Here is a 15,547-nt window from a genome sequence, read left to right as displayed (position 1 = left end):
ACGGGCCTCCAGGCCAGGACCCGCGCACCACGCGCCCGCGCGCCCCGGGAACGACGAAAGGGACGGCCGAAGCCGTCCCTCCCGATGCGCGGAACAGTCTTACTTGACCGCAGCCTTGAGCTTCGAGCCGGCGCTGACCTTGACCGAGTCGCTCGCGGCGATCTCGATGGCGTCACCCGTCTGCGGGTTGCGGCCGGTGCGGGCGGCGCGGTGCGTCTTCTCGAAGGCGATCCAACCGGGGATCGTGACCTTCGTGCCGTCGGCGACGGACGACGAGACGACGCTGAAGAGCGCGTCGACGACGCCGTTGACGGTGGCCTGGCTCTGGCCGGACTCAGCGGCGACGGCAGCGACGAGCTCGGTGCGGTTCAGTGACTTGTCAGCCATGGATGTCCTCCTCGGACTTCTTGCAGTATCGGTCGGACGCACGTGTCGTCCGGCGCCCGGGGCGGGTGCCCCGTGCCACGGTGCCAGTGGGCCGAGGGCCCGGCGGAACCGGAGTTGAACCTACCAGCCGTCAGGGGTGAAAACCGCCGACTCGCCCGGATTTCCGGGGTTGTCGGGGCTCCGAGGGGGTGCTGGAGGGGCAGATGTGACGAATGACGGCTCGCATGTACCCCGTACACAGCGAACGCCCCGCCACCAGGAGGTGACGGGGCGTCGTGTACTGCGAGTGCTTACCAGGAGCTCTTCGTGATGCCGGGGAGCTCGCCGCGGTGGGCCATGTCACGGAAACGGACACGGCTGATGCCGAACTCACCGAGGTGGCCACGGGGGCGGCCGTCGATGGCGTCGCGGTTGCGGTAGCGGATGGGCGATGCATCGCGGGGCAGCTTCTGCAGGCCCACGCGGGCGGCCTCACGCGACTCGTCGGTGCCGTTCGGGTCCACGAGGGCCTTCTTCAGCTCGAGACGACGCTCGGCGTAGCGCGCGATGATGACGGCACGCTGGTTGTTCTTCGCGATCTTGCTCTTCTTCGCCATGCTTAGCGCTCCTCACGGAAGTCGACGTGCTTGCGGATCACCGGGTCGTACTTCTTCAGCACGAGTCGGTCGGGGTTGTTCCGACGGTTCTTCTTGGTCACGTAGGTGAACCCGGTGCCCGCCGTCGAGCGGAGCTTGATGATCGGACGGATGTCCTGACCCTTTTTCGCCATCAGATCTTCTCCCCACGGGCGAGGAGATCCTTGACGACGGACTCGATGCCACGTGCGTCGATCACCTTGATGCCCTTCGCGCTGAGCGTGAGCGTGACGTTACGACGAAGCGAGGGCACGTAGTACGTCTTCTTCTGCACGTTCGGGTCGAAGCGACGCTTCGTCCGGCGGTGCGAGTGCGAGATGTTGTGACCGAAGCCGGGAACGGCGCCGGTCACCTGGCACACTGCTGCCATGGTTTCCTCCTGAGTACCGTGCGACCGGACGGCCGCACCCAAGTTCACTTGCCTGGTGCACACGCGCACCGCCACCGGGGTGGCCGTGCGAGGGGGTTGTGTGCACCGCCCAGGTCCGCTTCCCCTGTCGAAGGAGAGCCGGACACCGCGCGACCGCGGCGTTCGCGACGGTCGGAGGGCTTGGAACAACGGGTCCGCCGCGCGGACGCGGAGAACCAGGGGTCCACGTTACGCGAGGACCGGGCGTGTCGCAAGCCGCGCCGCCAGGCCTGGAGGCCCGTAACGGCAGACCGGACCGCTCACGTGGCCTCGTTGGTCGCCCCCACCGCCCGCGATCGTGAGCAGGAACGGTCGGGTCGGGCACCTCGACCCGACCGTTCCTGCTCACGAAGTGGACGAACCGCCCTCCGCGGCACGACCGCGCGGGAGCCCGACCGGTGCCATGAGCAGGTACCGCTCCCGCCGGATCCAGTACAGGCCCGTCTCCCGCCGCTCCGCCCGGGTGGCGAACCGGTAGTGGAACATCCGTGCACGGACCCAGCGCGGCGGTTCCCCGTCGAACGGGTCGTGGGCGAGCAGCCGCAGCGTGGGCCGGTCGGCCTCGAGCAGCCGCACGACGAACACCCGGAACCACCGATCGTCGGCACCGAGGGCCAGGAACCACATCAGCCAGTCGAGCCGCAGGTGGTACGGCGCGAACTGCCCGGGCCGACGCCTCGGGTCACCCGGCTTGCCGCGGAACTCGTACGGTTGCCAGTCCTCGTCGGACGGGTCCTCGGCCAGGGTCCCCTCGACGATGACCTCGTCGCGCTGCTGCGTCACGCTGCCGAAGGCACCGTAGGCGTTCGCCAGGTGCCACCGGTTGAACGAGGCGTTCATGAGCTGCCGCCGCGACACCAGATTCTTCGCGGCCGGCCAGGACAACCAGGCGAGCAGCACCCCGACGGCGACCGTCACCGCGACGAAGGAGACCGGCGTCGCGGTCGACCCGGCCTCGACGCTGTCGTGCAACCAGGGCAGCACCGCCGCCACCGACCGGTCGTCGATCGCGGCGAAGGCCAGGACGAGGGTGATCCAGTTCAGCCAGGCGAAGTTGCCGGAGACCACCAACCAGAGCTGGGTGAGCAGGACGAAGGCGGCGGCGATCGACGCCACGGGCTGCGGCGCGAAGAGGAAGAACGGCACGACCAGCTGCACGAAGTGGCTGCCGAGCGTCTCGAACCGGTGCACGGGGCGGGGCAGCAGGTGGGCCGTCCGCGACAGCGGGTTCGGCATCGGCTGCGTCTCGTGGTGGTAGTACAGCGCCGTCAGGTCACGCCAGGAGCGGTCCCCGCGCATCTTGATCATGCCGGCACCGAACTCGAGCCGGAACACCAGCCACCGCAGCGCGACGAGCACGACGATCGGCGGCGCGACGTCGTCGGAGCCGAGGAACGCGACGGTGAACAGCGCCTCGACCAGCAGGGACTCCCACCCGAAGGCCCAGAAGGTCTGCCCGACGTCGGAGATCGACAGGTACGCCAGCCAGAGCAGCAGGAAGCACAGCATCGGCACCCACCACGGGGCCCGTTGCGGGACACCGACGACCAGGGCGAACGACACCACCGCTCCCCCGCCGGCGAGCAGCCGCAACCGTCGGTCGGTGTAGCGCCACCACCGCCAGACCACCGGCAGTCGGCGGGCGTACGGGCGCTCCATGAACCGGGGCACCGGGAGCAGGCCGTGTTCCCCGACGAGCACCGGGAACTGGGCGAGGGCGGACAGGAAGGCGAGGCAGGCGATCGCCGCGACGCCGCGCTGCAGCACGAACCGGGCGACGTCGTAGTCGGACGCGCCGGCCCACTGCGTCCAGGCTGCGAGGTCCACGGGCGGGACGCTACGCGGGGCGGGCTGCGGTCCGTCTCGGCGTCATGCCCGACGCGTCGCCGACGGCGTGCGTCGCCGACGGCGTGCGTGGCCTACGGCGCCTGCGTCGGCTTGGGCGCGAGCGCCTGCACCATCAGCTCCCCGAGCTGCTGCGGCGCCGTGAACATCGGCCAGTGGCCGGTCTCGAGCCCGACGATGGAGAGTTCCTCGGTCGCGACGAGCTCCGCCGCCCAGGCCTGGTGGTCCGCCACCATCGCCAGCAGCTCTGCGGCGGGGATCTCGCAGGTGATGATCGTCGCGGGGATCGTGTGCCGTGCGGGGTCGGCGTAGTGGAACCGGTCCGACGGCACCGAGGCCGGCTCGGGGATCGCCCGGTGCTCGACGTCCTGCCGGACCTCGGGCGTCATGCCCCGGACGGTGGCGGGTTCCCAGATGTCCCACGACGGCAGCGGTACGACCCCGTCGACCACGGGCAGCTCGTCGTTGACGCACCCGCCCTCGGGCCCCGGGAACGTGTCGACGTAGAGCAGGTGCGCGACGAGCGACGGGCGCTGGTCGGCGGCCATGTACGCGATCGGCCCGGCACCCGAGTGCCCGGCGAGCACGACGGGTTCATCGGCGGACGCGACGTCGTCCAGGATCGCGACCAGCGCGGCGACCTGCTCGTCGAGCGTGTCACCGTCGCGCGTGACGGCCTGCACCGAGTGCCCGGCTTCCCGGAGCACCGGGGCGACGTTGTCCCACGCGCTCGCGTCGAGCCAGAACCCGGGGACCAGGATGACGTGCATGCGGGGCAGGTTACTCGTCGGTGGCGGCGGTCGCGCGGGCGGCCGTGCAGACGGCGCACTCGCCGAAGATGTCGACGACGTGGCTGGCGTTGGTGAACCCGTTGGCGGCAGCGACGTCCTGCGCCCACTGCTCCACGGGGTCCGCCTCGATCTCGACGGTCCGGCCGCAGTTCCGGCAGATCAGGTGGTGGTGGTGCGCGTCCGTCGTGCACGCCCGGTACAGCGATTCGCCGTCCTGCTGCAGCGAGTCGGCGTCACCCTCGGTGGCCAGGTCGGCGAGCGCCCGGTAGACGGTGGCCAGACCGATGGTCGATCCCTCGTCCCGCAGGTGCTGGTGCAGCGCCTGCGCACTGACGAACCCCTCGGTCGAGTCGAGGGCTCCGCGCACCGCTTCGCGCTGCCACGTGTTCCGCTTGGTCTTCTGCACGGCGTTCATGCTGGCACCTCTTCCTTCCGACCGGCTGTCGACGTCGTCCCTGTCTGGAGGCCCGGCTCGCCCCCGCCACGCTGGCTCCGGCCGGCGACGCGGTTGCGTCCCCGCTTGTCGCGTCGCGACCCGATGATCCGGCAGACCACCCAGATCGCGAACGAGATGGTCGTCACGTACGGGCTGATCGGCAGGCCGCCGCCCAGTGCGAGCAGGATGCCACCGACGACCGACGTCACCGCGAACACCGTCGACAGCACCGGCACGACGACCGGGTGCGAGCTGAGGCGCAGGGCCGCGGCCGCCGGGGTGACGAGCAGGGACAGCACGAGCAACGCTCCGACGATCTGCACCGACACGGCGGTGGCCAGTCCGAGCACGAGCATGAACACGATCGCGAGGGTCCGCACCGGGATCCCCGCGGCCGCAGCCACGTCGGGGTCGACCGAGGCGAACATCAGCGGGCGCCAGATGACGAGCAGCGTCGCCACGACGATCGCGGCGACCACGATCAGGAACGTCAGCTGCGGGTTGTCGACCGAGACGATCTGCCCGGTGAGCAGCCCGAACTTGTTGGCGGCCCGGCCCTTGTAGAGCGCCAGGCAGAGGATGCCGAGCCCGAGCCCGAACGGCATGAGGACGGCGATGATCGAGTTGCGTTCCCGGGCACGCGACCCGAGGAGACCGATGAGCAGGGCGGCGATGACCGACCCGACGAGCGATCCGGACACCACGTTCACCCCGAGCAGCAGCGAGGCACTGGCCCCGGCGAACGAGAGCTCCGAGATGCCGTGCACGGCGAACGGCATGTTCCGGGCGACGACGAACGGGCCGATGAGGCCGCCGACGATGCCGAGCACCGCGCCGGCCCAGATCGAGTTCTGCACGAGCACGAGGAGCTCGCCGTAGTCCTGGAACGAGAAGACGGTCGACAGCAGGTCCATCAGATCCGCCCTTCGTCGGGCTGGTCGGCGTGCGGGTCGACCTCGCCCGGGTGGTGCTCGTGGGCCTCGTTGGCCCCGACGATGACGATGCGTCCCATGGTGCGGACGACGTCGACGGGCGTGCCGTACAGGTCGCTGAGCACGTCGGCACGCAGGACCTCGTCCGGTGAACCGATCCGGAACCGACCGCCGGCGATGTAGAGGACCCGGTCGACGACGTCGAGGATCGGGTTGACGTCGTGCGTCACGAAGAGCACGGCGGCCTCGCGCTGCCGGCGCTCGCGGTCGATGAGCTCGGTGATCCCGCGCTGGTGCCGCAGGTCGAGCGAGATGAGGGGTTCGTCGCACAGCAGCAGGGCGGGGTCGGCGGCGATGGCCTGCCCGACGCGGGTGCGCTGCTGCTCGCCGCCGGAGAGCTCGGCGACGGGGGCGTCCGCGAAGGCGGTGGCGCCGACCTCGTCGAGGACCCGGTCGATGCGCATCCGGTCGGCTTTCGACGCCCGCCGGATCCCCCACCGGTGCCCGGTCACGCCCTGGGCGATCATGTCCCGCGCGCGCAGGGGCGTCCCCGCCTCCATCAGGCGCTGCTGCGGGATGTAGCCGATCTTCCGGTGGCCGCGGTGCACCGGCTGCCCGAGGAACGACATCGTGCCGCTCGTCAGCCGCTGCTGCCCGAGGACCGTGCGGAGCAGTGAGGTCTTGCCGGCGCCGTTCGGACCGAGGACCGCGACGAACTCCCCCGGCGCGAGGTCGAGGTCGAGGCCTGCCCAGAGCTTCCGGGCGCCGTACGACAACCCGGCGTCGCGGAGCGCGAGGACCGGACGAGCCGCAGCCCGGTCGTCCACCGTGGTGGTCGCCGGGCTGGGGGTCGCCGCTGCTGCGGTCGAGGTCGTCACTTCTGGAGCGCTGCCTTCACCGCGTCGATGTTCGCCTGCTGCCACGAGACGTAATCCTGCCCCGTGGGGAGCGTCTCCGTGACACCGACGACGGGGATGTCGTTCTGCTCGGCCGCCTTCTGGACCTGCTCGGTCTCGGGGCTGGACGCCTGGTTGTTGTAGGCGAGGAGCTGCACGCGCTTGCCGGTGAACAGCGCGAGGGTGTCGCGGAGGGCCGCCGGCGGGACGTCGTCGCCTTCCTCGATGGCCTCGGAGAAGTCCGGCGGGGTCTCGTTCTCGAGGCCCATCGCGTCGAACAGGTACCCGGGCACGGGCTCCGTGTACGCCACCTTGTCGCCGGAGTCCTGCTTCTTGACGGCGTCGGTCTGGGACTCGAGGTCCTCGAGCTTGGTGGTCAGCGTGGCGGCGTTCTTCTCGAAGGCGTCCTTGCCGCTCTCGTCGAGCGCGCTGAGGTCCTTCGTGACCGCCTCGACCAGCTTCACCATCGTCGGGTAGCTGTAGAAGACGTGCTCGTTGAACTCGGCGCTGCCGCCCTTGTCGAGGCCGGAGAGCTTCACGACGTTGATCGTGTCCGCCTTGGTGTCCGAGGCGTTCGCGAGCGTCGTCATGAAGTCGTCGTAGCCGCCGCCGTTCTCGATGAGCAGGTCGGCCTTGGACACGGAGAGCTGCGTGCGGGCGCTCGACTCGAACGAGTGCGGGTCCTGCGACGGGTCGCTCAGGATGCTCGTCACGGTGACGGCGTCGCCACCGATGGTCTTGACGATCGAGCCGTAGACGTTGGTGGAGGCGACGACGTTGATCGTGCCGTCACTGCTGCTGGCCTCCCCCGAGGCGGACGAGGTGGCGCACCCGGTCAGGGCGAGCGCGGCGGCGCCGGCGACGAGCGGGAGGGCGAGGAGGCGGTTGTGCATGGCACGACGCTAACGCCTACTGATAACGATTGTCAAAACCGCTATGAGGGCTCTCAGCGCGACCGGGAGACGGACGGGAGGCCCGGTGCCAGCTGGCACCGGGCCTCCCGCCCGTCGGAACGCGCGTCTACGGCTTGGTGGCCGCGTCGATCGTGTTCTCGGCGATCGTGTCCTCTTCACGGCCGGGCGTGCGGAGGTTCCACTTCTTGATCACGAAACTGAACAGGAAGTAGTACACGACCGCGTAGCCGAGGCCGATCGGGATGAGCCAGATCGCACCGTCCGCCTTGCCGAAGTTCAGGACGTAGTCGATCGCACCGGCCGAGAACGAGAACCCGTCGTGGATCCCGAGGGCGTTCACCAGGGCGAGGGAGGTGCCCGTGAGCACCGCGTGGATGATGTACAGCGGGAACGCCACGAACATGAACGAGTACTCGAGCGGCTCGGTGATGCCCGTGACGAACGAGGTCAATGCGGCGGAGATCATGATGCCGCCGACGAGCTTGCGGTTCTGCGGCTTGGCGTTGCGCCAGATCGCCAGGGCGCCGGCGGGCAGCGCGAACATCATGATCGGGAAGAAGCCGGTCTGGAAGATGCCGGCGGTCGGGTCGCCGTTGAGGAAGCGCGCGATGTCACCGTGGTAGATCACGCCGTCCGCGCCCGTGAAGCTGCCGAGCTGGAACCACGGGAAGAAGTTGAGCAGCTGGTGCAGCCCGATCGGGATGAGCATGCGGTTCACGAAGCCGAAGATGCCGCCGCCGATGACGGCGTTGTCGGCCACGGCCGTCCCCGCCGCGGTCAGCGCGATGTCGAAGTAGCGGTACACGAACGACATCGCGACGGCGATGACGAGACCCGCGACCGCGGTGAGGATGGGGACGAGGCGACGGCCCGAGAAGAACCCGAGGAAGTCGGGCATCTTCGTGCGGTGGAACTTCTCCCACATGACCGCGGAGACGAGCCCCATCACGATGCCGCCGAGCACCCCGAAGTTGATCATCGCCTGGTCGCCGTTGGCGTCCTTCACGCCGTCGAGGACGATCGGCGACATCACCTTCCAGACCTCGAACATGACCATGTAGCCGACGACCGCCGCGAGCGCGGTGGTGCCGTCGGACTTCTTCGCCCAGCCGATCGCGATGCCCACCGCGAAGAGCAGCGGCAGCCAGTTGAAGACACCGTTGCCGGCCGCCGAGATGACTCCGGCCCACTGGCCGAAGCCGGGGATCGCCCCGAGGAGGTCGGGCTGGCCGATGCGGAGCAGGATGCCCGCTGCAGGCATGACCGCGATCGGCAGGAGCAGGCTCCGTCCGAGGCGCTGGGCCTGTGCGAACAGCCGTGACTGCTTCTTCGGCTTCTTCTTCTCCGGCACATCCGTGGCAGTGGTGGCGCTCATCGGAGGTCCTCTCGTCATTGGGTGGAGCTGTCGGGGTGAGTTGAGTCGTGCAGCCAGCGCAGGTAACCTCGGCGGTGTCGCCAGGTCCGGTCCTGTCCGGTCATGACCAGTTCCGTAGTCTGATCCGAGAGCGGTCCGGTGTCAACCTGCGACGCAAACCCTTAACGAGGAGGAAACGATGGCCGACATCAAGGCAGCCGACATCATCGCCGCACTCGGCGGTGCCGAGAACATCGAAGAGGTCGAGGGCTGCATCACGCGCCTCCGCGTCGAGGTCGAGGACGGGGACCTGGTCGACAAGGCCGCCCTGCAGGCAGCCGGAGCCCAGGCCGTCGTCGGAGGCGGCACCGGCTGGCAGGTCATCGTCGGCACGGTCGCCGACAACCTCGCCCAGGACATCCAGGACGAACTGTGACCGTCGTCCGCACCCCGTTCGGCGGCCCGGTCGTCGCCCTCGCCGACGTGCCCGACCCGGTGTTCGCCGTGCAGCTGGTCGGCGCCGGCGTCGCGGTCGACCCGACGGGCGTCGAGGGTGCGATCACCGCGGTGGCCCCGGTCGACGGCACCATCGTCAAGCTGCACCCGCACGCGTTCGCCCTGCAGGGCGCCGCTGGCACCGACGTCCTGGTGCACGTCGGCATCGACACCGTGAAACTCTCCGGCGAGGGCTTCGAACTCCTCGCGACCGAGGGCGACACCGTCACCGCCGGTGACCCCGTCGTCCGGTTCACCCCCTCGGTCATCTCGGCCGCCGGGTACTCGCCGATCTGCCCGGTCGTCGTGCTCGGCTCGACGCCGGACAGCGTCGACCAGGGGACGGTCGGCACCACGGTGCTCGACGGCGACACCCTCTTCGAGGTCTAGGGCCACTTCCCCCTTCGAGAGCGACTGTGTGCTGCGGAACAACGGCAGCACACAGTCGCTTTCGTGTTGTCGGGCGGACTACGCGACCGCGGGGGTCGCGGTGACCTCCATCTGCACCCGGTAGCGGTCCGATCGGTACCAGCTGCGGGTGTGCTCCACGGGTCGTTCCCCCGCGTACGACACCCGGTCGAACTCGAGGACCGGTGCTCCGGTCTTCGTCCCGAGCAGGGTCGCGACGTCGTCGGCCGCCGGGTTCGCCGCGACGGTCTGCTGCGCGCGGTCGATCGGGGTGCCGTACTCCGTGGCGATGATCGAGTACACCGACCCCGACAGGTCGTGCTCGAGCAGACCCGGGAACGCGTCGGCCACGAGCCAGGCGTCGTCGATCGACACCGGGGCACCATCGGCCATCCGCAGGCGCTTCACGTGGAAGGCCGGCACGTCCGGGTCGATCCGCAGGGCCGCGGCGGTGTCGGCCGGCGGTACCCGCTCTTCGCGCACGAGCACCACGGTGGTCGGCTCGTGCCCCATGGCCCGCATCTCCTCGGTGAACGAGGCGAGGTGCAGCGTCGACTGCACGGGCCGGTGCGCCACGAAGGTGCCCTTGCCGCGGACGCGCTCCAGGTAGCCCTCGTTGACCAGCTGCCCGAGGGCTTCACGCACGGTGATCCGCGAGACGCCGTACTCGGCGATGAGCTGGCGTTCGGACGGGATCGCGGCACCGGGAGCCAGTCGCGTGGTGACGAGGTCGAGCAGGATGCGCCGCAGCTGTTGGTGCTTCGGTTCGGCACCCTCGGTGATGCGACTCGTCATGCGTCCCTCGTGCTCCGTTGCTGGTCCTGGGCGGTGGTCATGCGCGGACATGACCAGTTCCCATCACAGTAGCGAGTCAGGCCGGGAAGACCAACGTCGGCGATCCCTGCCGCGGTGGAACATGCATTTCAGATTCTTGACATCAGTGCTGCACCGCTGCCACGATCGGTCGAGCCTCATCGGGGGGGGGGCACATGGGAGGAAACAGTCATGCACAAGTCCAGAACGAAGATGCTCGTCGGCCTCGGTCTCACCGTCGGCCTGATCACGGGCACTGCGACGGCGGCTTCAGCTGCGCAGTTCGAGGTCATGGGATCAGGGTCGGAAGCCGGCGGAGTGGCCGTCGCTGCTTCCGGCGCAAGTGCGAGCGGTGAGACCAGCGGCATCGGTACCGACAACGACGGCGGGGGCGGGAGCTTCTGGCAATGGGGCGTCGGCAAGGACGACACCTGGTCGAACTACTTCCGCGAGAAGCGGTGCCACGGCGCGACCGCGGTCGGCAAGAAGTCGAAGCGCGTCACGAACGTGCCAGGCGGCCGGTACGCGATGGCGATGACACCGAAGGCGCGCAGCGGCAACAAGGCGTACTACCACAACTGCTGAGACCGGGAGCGGGCGGTCCGAGAGACCGTCCGCTCGGGCTCACGCTCGCCGCAAGGGGGACCATGAACATCCGATCGGTGACGCTCGCCTACCTCGTCCCGCCCCTCCTGGCTTCCGTCCTGGGCTTCATCGGCCTGGTGCAGGTCAGTGAAGCCGGCATCGTGGGCGCCTCGTCCGTGGTGACCGCTGCCGCCGGTGCTGAGACCGGATCGAACCAGCGGGTCGCGACCGCACTCGAGCAGGTCGCCGAGGCCGAGCACGCGACGATCGCCCGGGTGGTGGCGGACCGCGAAGCTCCGACGACGCGGCGCGTGGCGCTCGTCACCGACGCTCCCTCGAGCCGCGGAGCCGGCTGGCTCCTCGACGGGTACGAGGACTTCACGAGGTCGATGGTCACCACCGTCCGTCCGATGTCGGAACTCGACCAGTTCGACCCGACCGGCTCGTACTCGGTCTTCGGGGACGACGACGCTCGGCGAGCCGTCGTGAGCGCACTGACAGACGCCGGGTACGAGGTCAGCGTGGAGCGCGTGCCGCTCCTGCACCGAATCGGAGTCACCGACGGCTTGGATCAGACCTTGGCCCTGGTCGGAGCACTCGTCTCGGGATGCGTGGCGCTCTGCCTGATGACGACCGTCGGGGCCCCGCGCCGCAGCGCAGTCCGCCGACTGCACGGAGACACCACAGCCGCCATCGTTGTCCAGGAGCTGGCTGAGCTCCGGACCGCCATGCTCGTCACCGTCATCGGGGTACCCGTCGCGGCCACCGGGCTCTGGTTCTACAACGGGCTCGCTTCGGCGGCGACCCTCGCCTCCGCGATCTCGGTGTTCTGCGTGGGGCTGCTCGTACCGGTCGTCGTCGCGCACACGATCGGCACGGTGGTCGCGTGTCGACAGCCGTTGGCCGGCGCACTGCGGGGCGCTCGACCAGCGGGCGCGCTCCTGCTCGTCGCACAGATCGCACGGGTGCCCACGCTCCTGTTGCTCGTCGCGGCCGTCTTCGAACTGACCGGGGCGGTGACCACCGCGCGACAGGGAACGGCAGAACGGGATCTTCGGGCGGCCGGCGAAACCGTCCAGCTCTGGGTCACCCCTGATCCCCGCCCGGTCGAGGAGCAGGCCTACTGGGACCGCATCGGTGACTTCGCCGGCGGGGCACTCGAGCGGCGTGATGCGTTCCTCGCCGCTGCGGTCGAGGTGTCGAGTGGCCGAGGGAAGTCGATGGTTCCTGCGCTCGTCGTCGACCAGGGCTACCTCGCCCTGCAGGACGTCCGTTCCGAGGACGGGGCCCGCATCACCACCGACGGCGCGGAGATCGCCGTGTGGATGCCTGCCGACAGTGACCTCTCCCGCGAGCGGCTCGTCGCGGGTCTGACCGACTGGCAGTTGCGGGATGCACCCAACGCCCTCCTCGAGCACGTCACCGGCGGCACGCTGGCCCGCCAGCAGGTCTACTCGTACCCGGACGACGCGTCGTCGCGCGCGTGGCTCGACGATGCCGTGATCGTGGTCGTCCCCACGCCGGTCGACGTCTTCTCGGCCGATGAACTCGGATCGTGGTTGTCGACCGGAGACGTCGTCTTCACGTCCCGTGCTGCCGCCGAGCGGTCGATCGGCGCGTCGGGCCTCCGCGCCGAGTTCAGCGCGGTCGTCGCGGTGGGTCAGTCTGCGGCGGAACAGGCACGGCACGCAGCGACGGCAGTGGCGATCGGGACGGGCACCCTGGTCAGCACCCTCGCCGTCAGCGTCATGCTCGGGATGGTCGCCACGATCGCGCACCGACGCCGTCACGGCCGTGCGCTGTTCGCGAAGTTCACCAGTGGCGTCTCGCCCGTCCGCACCGATGCTGGCCTGCTGACGATCGAAGCAGGTCTGGTCTCGATCGCCGTCATCGCCGTCGTCAACACCTGGTGGTCGCAACGCCCGGACGGAAGCGGGCTCAGATCGGCGCTCGACCCGGTCGCGCAGTCGGCCGGAGTCGCCGGGGCGCTCGCACTCGTGACGCTCGCGGCGGTGAGCGCCACCAACCTCGTCGTCCTGGCCGTCACGGCACGGAGCACTGCACGCAAACGAGGGAACGGATCACGATGATCGAGGTACGGAACGCATCGAAGCGTCGCGGAGGCCGTGCACTGTGGCACGACCTGACGTTCGAGGTGGCAGGCGGGGAGATCGTCGGCTTGGTCGGGCCGAGCGGCTGCGGGAAGTCGACGCTCCTCGACTGTGTCGGGCACGTCGATGCGCTCGACGGCGGCACGATCCGGATCAACGGTGAGTCGGCGGGCTCGAACGAGCGGCGGGCACGACTGATCCGGCGGCGCCACCTCGGGTACCTGTTCCAGGACTTCGGGTTGGTACCCGACATGACGGTCCAGTCGAACGTCGACGTGGTTCGCCTGCCGGACGGACGGCGCAGACACCGAGGCATCCGGACGGGTGAGGCCCTGGACCGTGTCGGTCTGGCCGGACGCGGAACGGACCGCGTCCACGAACTCAGCGGCGGCGAGCAGCAACGCGTCGCGATGGCGCGGCTCCTGGTGAAGCGTCCGTCGGTCATCCTCGCCGACGAGCCGACGAGTGCCCTCGACGACGGCAACGCCGCGATGGTGCTCGACCTGCTGGACGAGCTGGCGGTCGACGGAGCGGCCGTCCTGATCGCGACGCACTCGTCATCGGTCGAAGCGCGCGCCGCACGGAGCATCACGCTCGGCGGACCCGCTCGCTGACGGGTCAGGCGTTGGCGACGAGCCAGGCGAACTGTTCGTCGGAGAGCAGCCGATCGGTCCAGACCTGCCCCTCGACGCCGGCGGCAGCACGGTTCTGCGCGGCGGGAGCCCCCTGCCACACCAGCGACAGCCCCGCACGACGCAGCACGGCTGCAGAAGCAGGGTTGTTCGTGAGGACCCGGCCGGTCACCGGGACGTCCGGAGCGGTGTCGGCGGCGGCCCGCACGGCAGCGAGGGCGATCTCGGACGCGAAGCCCTGCCCCCATGCCGCGGGCGCCAGGCGGTAGCCGAGGTTCCAGACCCCACCGGCGGTCATGTCGACCCCGCCCACACCGACGAAGGCGTGGTCGGAGGCGCTGCGGACCGCCCAGGACCCGAGGCCGTGGCGTGCACGACCGCCGATCTTGCGCTGCACCATGTCCACGCTCGAACTCCGCGCCACGTGCCGACCCGTGGGCAGGTGCTGCCACGTGCGGGCGTCCGAGAAGAGCGCGTGCACGTCGTCGATGTCAGCCGGGGTCAGCGGGGTGAGCAGGAGGCGATCCGTTCGGATCTCCTGCGAGGGGGTCAGGAGCTGGTGGACCATGCACCGATCATGCCGCCGACCCCCGACATCCGTGTGAACACCACGCGACGTTTGCGGAAGCCCGCAGATGGTGAGCAGGAATGGTCGAGTGGCTCGAAGCAACCCGACCACTTCTGCTCACGAAGCGGAACGACCGACGCTAGTCGAGCAGGAGCGCGGGCTCCTCGAGCACCGAGGCGACGTCGTGCACGAAGCGGGACGCCACGTCACCGTCGACGACACGGTGGTCGAACGACGCACCGATGGTGGTCACCATGCGCGAGCGGACCTCGCCGTCGACGACCCACGGCTTCGGCTTGATCGTGCCCATGGCGACGATCGCGACCTCTCCCGGGTTGAGGATCGGGGTCCCCGTGTCCATGCCGAACACACCGATGTTCGTGATCGACACGGTGCCGTTCGCCATCTGCTTCGGCGTGGTCTTGCCGTCGCGGGCGGTCAGGGTGAGCTCCTCGAGCGCCTGTGCCAGCTCGAGCAGCGACATGTCCTGCGCGTCCTTGATGTTCGGCACGATGAGCCCGCGCGGGGTCGCCGCGGCGATGCCGAGGTTCACGAAGTGGTGGACGATGATCTCGCGGTCGGTCCAGGTCGAGTTCACCGAGCGGTTCCGACGGACGGCCCAGATGACGGCCTTCGCGACGATGAGCAGCGGCGAGACCTTGACGCCCGCGAACGTCGGCGAGGCCTTGAGCCGCTTGACGAACTCCATCGTGTGGGTCGCGTCGACGTCGACGAACAGCGACACGTGCGGTGCCGTGAACGCGGACGTGGTCATCGCGGTCGCGATGGCCTTGCGGACGCCCTTGACCGGGATCGTCTCGCTGCGGACCTCGCCCCACTCGGGCGTCTCGATGTTCCGGAAGACGCTGGCCTGCTTCGCGTGCCGGATGACGTCGTCGCGGGTGACCTCGCCGGCCAGACCGGTCGCGACGATCTCGGTCAGTTCGACGCCGAGGTCCTTCGCGAGCTTCCGGATCGGCGGCTTTGCCAGCACGTTGGTCGCGGTGCTCTGCTTGTGCGCGGAGCCCGTGCCGAGCGCGCTGATCGCCTCGGCGGTGCTCTCCTCGCCCGGGTCGACGGAGGCTTCGGCCGCCGCGGCGGTGTCCACACTGGAGGCGCGGCTCGCCTCGGCCGCGAGCGCTGCGGCCCGGCGGGCGCCCGGCTTGCGACGGGAGGGCGACGAGGTCGCCGATCCGTAGCCGACGAGGACGGCACCGGAGGACTCGTCCGTGCCCTGGACGGAAGCGTCGACCGCGACCAACGTGCTGACAACGCCGCCGATCCGGAAGCTCGCGAAGGACCTCGGCGTCGAACTGACCGAGATCGTTGCGACAGA

At 69.7% G+C, this 15,547-nt stretch carries 19 protein-coding genes; 5 read left to right on the top strand and 14 right to left on the bottom strand.

Features of this window, described 5'->3' with window-relative positions; genetic code table 11:
- Nucleotides 1-99: 99 nt before the first annotated feature.
- The 11 genes from DEJ21_RS12275 to DEJ21_RS12225 form a co-directional block, all read right to left on the bottom strand.
- A complete protein-coding gene (locus tag DEJ21_RS12275) occupies nt 100-387 on the bottom strand; it encodes an HU family DNA-binding protein (RefSeq protein ID WP_017886454.1) in 288 nt (95 codons plus the stop codon).
- Nucleotides 388-677: 290 nt separating this feature from the next.
- Nucleotides 678-983: a 30S ribosomal protein S14 gene (rpsN, locus tag DEJ21_RS12270; RefSeq protein ID WP_017886455.1), complete on the bottom strand. Its 306-nt coding sequence runs from the start codon at nt 981-983 to the stop codon at nt 678-680.
- 2 nt (nt 984-985) lie between these two features.
- Complete coding sequence (gene rpmG / locus DEJ21_RS12265; protein WP_017886456.1) at nt 986-1,156, bottom strand: 50S ribosomal protein L33; 171 nt, start codon at nt 1,154-1,156, stop codon at nt 986-988.
- Nucleotides 1,156-1,392 (bottom strand): 50S ribosomal protein L28, encoded by a 237-nt coding sequence (gene rpmB / locus DEJ21_RS12260; protein ID WP_027464952.1) that lies wholly within the window; start codon nt 1,390-1,392, stop codon nt 1,156-1,158. Before rpmB ends, rpmG begins: the two co-directional genes overlap by 1 nt.
- A gap of 384 nt (nt 1,393-1,776) precedes the next feature.
- Nucleotides 1,777-3,258 (bottom strand): lipase maturation factor family protein, encoded by a 1,482-nt coding sequence (locus DEJ21_RS12255; protein WP_111224748.1) that lies wholly within the window; start codon nt 3,256-3,258, stop codon nt 1,777-1,779.
- A 92-nt stretch (nt 3,259-3,350) separates the two neighbouring features.
- Nucleotides 3,351-4,046, bottom strand: coding sequence for an alpha/beta fold hydrolase (locus DEJ21_RS12250; RefSeq protein ID WP_111224747.1), 696 nt, complete (start codon nt 4,044-4,046; stop codon nt 3,351-3,353).
- Nucleotides 4,047-4,056: 10 nt separating this feature from the next.
- Nucleotides 4,057-4,482 (bottom strand): Fur family transcriptional regulator, encoded by a 426-nt coding sequence (locus tag DEJ21_RS12245; RefSeq protein WP_027464954.1) that lies wholly within the window; start codon nt 4,480-4,482, stop codon nt 4,057-4,059.
- On the bottom strand, nt 4,479-5,417 hold the full coding sequence (locus DEJ21_RS12240; protein WP_111224746.1) for a metal ABC transporter permease: 939 nt from the start codon (nt 5,415-5,417) through the stop codon (nt 4,479-4,481). Before DEJ21_RS12240 ends, DEJ21_RS12245 begins: the two co-directional genes overlap by 4 nt.
- Entirely contained in the window at nt 5,417-6,262 is an 846-nt protein-coding gene (locus tag DEJ21_RS12235) for a metal ABC transporter ATP-binding protein (protein WP_051596603.1), read from the bottom strand. Before DEJ21_RS12235 ends, DEJ21_RS12240 begins: the two co-directional genes overlap by 1 nt.
- A gap of 47 nt (nt 6,263-6,309) precedes the next feature.
- A complete protein-coding gene (locus DEJ21_RS12230; RefSeq protein ID WP_111224745.1) occupies nt 6,310-7,224 on the bottom strand; it encodes a metal ABC transporter solute-binding protein, Zn/Mn family in 915 nt (304 codons plus the stop codon).
- Between the two features lie 127 nt (nt 7,225-7,351).
- A complete protein-coding gene (locus tag DEJ21_RS12225) occupies nt 7,352-8,620 on the bottom strand; it encodes a PTS transporter subunit EIIC (RefSeq protein WP_111039738.1) in 1,269 nt (422 codons plus the stop codon).
- A 178-nt stretch (nt 8,621-8,798) separates the two neighbouring features.
- Here DEJ21_RS12225 and DEJ21_RS12220 point away from each other — a divergent pair, with 178 nt between their 5' ends.
- Together DEJ21_RS12220 and DEJ21_RS12215 are read left to right on the top strand one after the other, a co-directional pair.
- Nucleotides 8,799-9,035, top strand: a complete 237-nt coding sequence (locus DEJ21_RS12220) for a PTS transporter subunit EIIB (RefSeq protein WP_017886464.1) — start codon at nt 8,799-8,801, stop codon at nt 9,033-9,035.
- Nucleotides 9,032-9,484 (top strand): glucose PTS transporter subunit IIA, encoded by a 453-nt coding sequence (locus DEJ21_RS12215; protein WP_111224744.1) that lies wholly within the window; start codon nt 9,032-9,034, stop codon nt 9,482-9,484. Before DEJ21_RS12220 ends, DEJ21_RS12215 begins: the two co-directional genes overlap by 4 nt.
- A 78-nt stretch (nt 9,485-9,562) precedes the next feature.
- Here the strand turns inward: DEJ21_RS12215 and DEJ21_RS12210 are convergent, their stop codons facing one another.
- Complete coding sequence (locus DEJ21_RS12210; RefSeq protein WP_111039739.1) at nt 9,563-10,297, bottom strand: GntR family transcriptional regulator; 735 nt, start codon at nt 10,295-10,297, stop codon at nt 9,563-9,565.
- A gap of 210 nt (nt 10,298-10,507) precedes the next feature.
- Between DEJ21_RS12210 and DEJ21_RS12205 the strand changes: the two genes are divergently transcribed.
- From DEJ21_RS12205 to DEJ21_RS12195, 3 genes are all read left to right on the top strand, one after another.
- Entirely contained in the window at nt 10,508-10,900 is a 393-nt protein-coding gene (locus tag DEJ21_RS12205) for a lactococcin 972 family bacteriocin (RefSeq protein ID WP_111104989.1), read from the top strand.
- A gap of 62 nt (nt 10,901-10,962) precedes the next feature.
- Complete coding sequence (locus DEJ21_RS12200) at nt 10,963-12,990, top strand: hypothetical protein (protein WP_111224743.1); 2,028 nt, start codon at nt 10,963-10,965, stop codon at nt 12,988-12,990.
- A complete protein-coding gene (locus DEJ21_RS12195; protein WP_111224742.1) occupies nt 12,987-13,625 on the top strand; it encodes an ABC transporter ATP-binding protein in 639 nt (212 codons plus the stop codon). The genes DEJ21_RS12200 and DEJ21_RS12195 overlap by 4 nt, the downstream gene beginning before the upstream one ends.
- Nucleotides 13,626-13,629: 4 nt before the next feature.
- Here the strand turns inward: DEJ21_RS12195 and DEJ21_RS12190 are convergent, their stop codons facing one another.
- Both DEJ21_RS12190 and DEJ21_RS12185 read right to left on the bottom strand, forming a co-directional pair.
- Nucleotides 13,630-14,211, bottom strand: a complete 582-nt coding sequence (locus DEJ21_RS12190) for a GNAT family N-acetyltransferase (protein ID WP_111030920.1) — start codon at nt 14,209-14,211, stop codon at nt 13,630-13,632.
- Nucleotides 14,212-14,350: 139 nt separating this feature from the next.
- Nucleotides 14,351-15,535, bottom strand: coding sequence for a dihydrolipoamide acetyltransferase family protein (locus tag DEJ21_RS12185; RefSeq protein WP_375342402.1), 1,185 nt, complete (start codon nt 15,533-15,535; stop codon nt 14,351-14,353).
- Nucleotides 15,536-15,547: the final 12 nt, after the last annotated feature.

Origin of the sequence: Curtobacterium sp. MCSS17_006, assembly GCF_003234215.1 — a bacterium.
Taxonomy (GTDB): Bacteria; Actinomycetota; Actinomycetes; order Actinomycetales; family Microbacteriaceae; genus Curtobacterium; species Curtobacterium flaccumfaciens.
Note: the sequence above shows the minus strand (reverse complement) of the source record. Positions and strands in the feature narration are given on the sequence as shown.

What these genes read in the sequence shown, in the direction of transcription:
- DEJ21_RS12240 (WP_111224746.1), bottom strand. Translation starts at nt 5,417, where the DNA reads ATGGACCTGCTGTCGACCGTCTTCTCGTTCCAGGACTACGGCGAGCTC.
- DEJ21_RS12275 (WP_017886454.1), bottom strand. Translation starts at nt 387, where the DNA reads ATGGCTGACAAGTCACTGAACCGCACCGAGCTCGTCGCTGCCGTCGCC.
- DEJ21_RS12225 (WP_111039738.1), bottom strand. Translation starts at nt 8,620, where the DNA reads ATGAGCGCCACCACTGCCACGGATGTGCCGGAGAAGAAGAAGCCGAAG.
- rpsN (WP_017886455.1), bottom strand. Translation starts at nt 983, where the DNA reads ATGGCGAAGAAGAGCAAGATCGCGAAGAACAACCAGCGTGCCGTCATC.
- rpmG (WP_017886456.1), bottom strand. Translation starts at nt 1,156, where the DNA reads ATGGCGAAAAAGGGTCAGGACATCCGTCCGATCATCAAGCTCCGCTCG.
- DEJ21_RS12210 (WP_111039739.1), bottom strand. Translation starts at nt 10,297, where the DNA reads ATGACGAGTCGCATCACCGAGGGTGCCGAACCGAAGCACCAACAGCTG.
- DEJ21_RS12230 (WP_111224745.1), bottom strand. Translation starts at nt 7,224, where the DNA reads ATGCACAACCGCCTCCTCGCCCTCCCGCTCGTCGCCGGCGCCGCCGCG.
- DEJ21_RS12195 (WP_111224742.1), top strand. Translation starts at nt 12,987, where the DNA reads ATGATCGAGGTACGGAACGCATCGAAGCGTCGCGGAGGCCGTGCACTG.
- rpmB (WP_027464952.1), bottom strand. Translation starts at nt 1,392, where the DNA reads ATGGCAGCAGTGTGCCAGGTGACCGGCGCCGTTCCCGGCTTCGGTCAC.
- DEJ21_RS12245 (WP_027464954.1), bottom strand. Translation starts at nt 4,482, where the DNA reads ATGAACGCCGTGCAGAAGACCAAGCGGAACACGTGGCAGCGCGAAGCG.
- DEJ21_RS12205 (WP_111104989.1), top strand. Translation starts at nt 10,508, where the DNA reads ATGCACAAGTCCAGAACGAAGATGCTCGTCGGCCTCGGTCTCACCGTC.
- DEJ21_RS12200 (WP_111224743.1), top strand. Translation starts at nt 10,963, where the DNA reads ATGAACATCCGATCGGTGACGCTCGCCTACCTCGTCCCGCCCCTCCTG.
- DEJ21_RS12190 (WP_111030920.1), bottom strand. Translation starts at nt 14,211, where the DNA reads ATGGTCCACCAGCTCCTGACCCCCTCGCAGGAGATCCGAACGGATCGC.
- DEJ21_RS12250 (WP_111224747.1), bottom strand. Translation starts at nt 4,046, where the DNA reads ATGCACGTCATCCTGGTCCCCGGGTTCTGGCTCGACGCGAGCGCGTGG.
- DEJ21_RS12220 (WP_017886464.1), top strand. Translation starts at nt 8,799, where the DNA reads ATGGCCGACATCAAGGCAGCCGACATCATCGCCGCACTCGGCGGTGCC.